This window comes from Dellaglioa sp. CoH-57-MRSF-19, from assembly GCF_056781975.1.
This window is the reverse complement of sequence record NZ_JBXAXW010000121.1, coordinates 1-486: the sequence shown is the minus strand read 5'-3', so window position 1 is coordinate 486 and position 486 is coordinate 1. Positions and strand designations below refer to the sequence as shown.

Here is a 486-nt window from a genome sequence, read left to right as displayed (position 1 = left end):
GTGTATAGGAGACAGATGCACAGGCGGTTTGCGACTGGGCGGCGCAAGACGGGGAATAACCACAAAATTTAGTCGGGTACTATTGACGGGGCCGCGCGGCCCCGTTATTATTCGTTCCATCGATAACCCACTAGGGGCATGATATGGAAACGACGAAACCCGAACTGTTCTACCGCGACGGCCGCCCATTCTCGGGCCTGACCCCTGCCGACTACGACGAACGCAAGGGCTCTGCCTCGTTCTACCGGGCGGGCACGTGTCATCGGTGCGGCGGTGCAGGTGGCTCGCAAGCATGGGCCTATACGTGGTACACCTGCTATCAATGCGGCGGCTCGGGCAAAGGTGCGCCCGTTTTGACAAAAATTTACACGGCCGAGCGGCTCGCAAAGCTGAACGCGACTAAGGCGCGCGCCGACGAACGCAAAGCCGCAAAGCGTGCGGCTCAGGCAGCGGCGGCCGAGGCCGAACGCGTGGCAAATCTCGCGG

General features: G+C 61.5%; 1 protein-coding gene. It reads left to right on the top strand.

What is annotated here, in order from left to right; genetic code table 11:
- Window positions 1–143 precede the first annotated feature (143 nt).
- On the top strand, window positions 144–486 hold a 343-nt coding region (locus tag AC1RO3_RS08565; RefSeq protein WP_481764012.1), incomplete at its 3' end, for a hypothetical protein.